Raw genomic sequence first — 2,784 nt, 5'->3', positions numbered from 1 at the left:
CGCCAATACGAGGCGCCGCTCAACCTCTATGGCTATTCCAAGTTCCTGTTCGACCAGTATGTGCGCCGCCGCATGCAAGCTGCGCTCAAGAGCCAAGTTATCGGTTTCCGCTATTTCAATGTCTATGGCCCGCGCGAGCAGCACAAGGGCAAGATGGCGAGCACCGCATTTCATTTCAACAGTCAGATTCTCGCTACCGGCAACTGCAAGCTCTTCGAGGGCAGCGGCGGTTACAAGGACGGCGAGCAGCGCCGCGATTTCATCCACGTGGACGATGTGTGTGCCGTGAACCTGTGGGCGTGGGAGCACCCGAAGGTTTCCGGCATCTTCAACCTCGGCACCGGCAAGAGCCAGACCTTCAACGAGGTCGCCAATGCCGTGATCAAATTCCACGGCAAGGGCAAAATCGAGTACATCGCCTTCCCGGAAAATCTCAAGGGCCGCTACCAGAGTTTCACCGAGGCCGACATGAGCAAGCTGCGCGCCGCTGGTTGCGACCACAAGTTCATGACGGTGGAGCAGGGTGTTCAGAAGTACATGGAATGGTTGAATAAAAGCTGAGTGGGATTAGAAACCGGGAATAGGCAAATACTATGCGATAAATGGCAGACTCCGAAGTTATATAAGTGTAGCGAACATGGGTCTTGCAACAGGGCGATGATAATGAAACACGTACAAACCGTGTGGTTGGGGTTGTTAGCCGTTGCACTGACGTTAATCTGTCAAGCCGCGCGTGCGGATGACGCCTACTCTGCGTTAGGGGCAGGTGGGCTTGTGTTCAAGCATTCCCCCGCTATTTCAATGGACCGGGAGGTGCTGGAGATTTCACCAGATCTCATTGTGGTTTCTTACCAATTCAAAAACAACTCAAAAAAAGATATCAGAACCATTGTGGCGTTTCCGTTGCCACCCATAAAATGCGGATGGTTTCAGCACTCAAGCTATCCAAGCGACTTCGAAACTACTGTGAATGGCGTACCTATCCATGCTCGCATCGAAAAGAGAGCATTTGTTCGTGATGATGAAGAAGGCGCCAACGCAAAAGTCCGAGGATTTAAGGAGGGACAAGATGTCACGTTTTTTCTGCATAAGCATTCAATACCAGTTGATTGTCGTCGCGCAATTCCCAAAGGCCGGTTGGGGAATATCGCAGTAGTTGGCTATACACGCGCGGCAAAAGCTGGCTTAGCCTATCAAAACATTGAGACTGATCCATATTCGATTTACTACGAGACCCATATCAAATATTTTTGGTACCAGATATTCCCAGCTCAGTCCACTGTTCAGATAACGCATGCATATCGCCCTGCTGATGGAGGTGGGGCGTATGGGCATCTCGAGGATTATCCTACTTATAGAAATAACCTTCGTATCTATCGGCAATTCTTTGCCAGCCAGCCAAAGTTGTCATCATTTCTGAGTAACCTGAATCCCGCAGAAAATTATGGCTATCTCCTTGTAAGATTTATCCTTAAGTCAGCGAACACATGGCAAGGTCCAATTAAAGATTTCCGTTTGGTGATAAAGCAACCAAGGTGCTTCGTCGTAACGTCCATCGTCGGGACGATGTCGTTAATTGATGGCAATATCGTTGTCAGAAAGAATTCATTTGAGCCAACAAGCGATCTTGAGGTGCTTTACATCGGGGATCAGTCCACCCTTGATAAGCTGGTGCGCAGTCAGTAAGGGTGTCGTTACGGAACTCCAAGCCATAGTTGGTAGGAGTTTTGATGAAAGCAATTATACAAATTCTTTAGATACATGAAGATACTAGTAATCGGTCCTGCATGGATTGGCGACATGGTGATGGCGCAAAGTCTGTTCATCACCCTCAAACAGCTTTTTCCTGATTGCGAGATTGACGTGCTGGCGCCGGCCTGGTCGAAGCCGCTCCTGGCGCGCGTGCCGCAAGTCCATGCCGCGCACAGCATGCCGCTCGGTCACGGTGAATTCGGCTTTGGCGCGCGCCGGCGGCTGGGGCATTTGCTGCGCGGACGATACGATCAAGCCATCGTCATGCCGCGCTCCTGGAAGTCTGCGCTCGTGCCGTTCTTTGCCGGCATTCCACAGCGCATCGGCTACCGCGGCGAATGGCGTTACGGTCTCATCAACGACATGCGCACACTCGACAAGTCCATACTTACCCAGACGGTGCAACGTTACGTCGCTCTCGGAGTGGAACGCGGCGACTCCTTGCCGCCGCCTGTTCCGCATCCTGCGCTGCGTGTGGACACGCAGAATCAAAAAGCCTTGCTGGACAGGCTGGGATTGAATCGTGACCGGCCGGTCGTTGCCCTCATGCCGGGAGCCGAATACGGACCGGCCAAACGCTGGCCGGTGGATCGCTTCGGTGATCTTGCAAAACGTCTGGTTGCTGCAGGCAAACAGGTATGGGTATTCGGCTCGGCGAAGGAGCAGCCGTTGGGCGGGGAAATCATCCGCATCGCCGGCACGCACATCGTGAATCTTTGCGGCGAGACCCGCCTCGAAGACGTCGTTGACCTCATGGCGCTGGCCGAGTGTGCGGTGACCAACGACTCCGGCCTGATGCACATCGCCGCGGCCGTCGGCATCAAAGTGGTGGCGATCTACGGTTCGTCCTCACCGGATTACACCCCGCCGCTGACCGACAAGGCGGAAATCGTTTATCTGCACCTCGATTGCAGTCCGTGTTTCCAGCGCACGTGCCCGTTCGGCCACACCAACTGCCTGAACCACATGAGCGTGGACGACGTCGAGCGGCATATTTCCTGAGAGCGTCTAACTAAACGGACATCCGTGATA

At 53.4% G+C, this 2,784-nt stretch carries 3 protein-coding genes; all 3 read left to right on the top strand.

Annotated features, from left to right (window positions below):
- Positions 1 to 561: NAD-dependent epimerase/dehydratase family protein (locus VJR68_RS14370; RefSeq protein ID WP_324148726.1), on the top strand; the 561-nt coding region annotated here is incomplete at its 5' end.
- A gap of 102 nt (positions 562 to 663) precedes the next feature.
- Positions 664 to 1,686, top strand: a complete 1,023-nt coding sequence (locus tag VJR68_RS14365) for a DUF4424 family protein (RefSeq protein ID WP_324148724.1) — start codon at positions 664 to 666, stop codon at positions 1,684 to 1,686.
- Positions 1,687 to 1,761: 75 nt separating this feature from the next.
- Positions 1,762 to 2,754: a lipopolysaccharide heptosyltransferase II gene (gene waaF / locus VJR68_RS14360; RefSeq protein WP_324148722.1), complete on the top strand. Its 993-nt coding sequence runs from the start codon at positions 1,762 to 1,764 to the stop codon at positions 2,752 to 2,754.
- Positions 2,755 to 2,784 lie beyond the last annotated feature (30 nt).

Source organism: Dyella sp. (assembly GCF_035277725.1).
Lineage (GTDB): Bacteria > Pseudomonadota > Gammaproteobacteria > Xanthomonadales > Rhodanobacteraceae > Dyella_B.
Note: the sequence above shows the minus strand (reverse complement) of the source record. Positions and strands in the feature narration are given on the sequence as shown.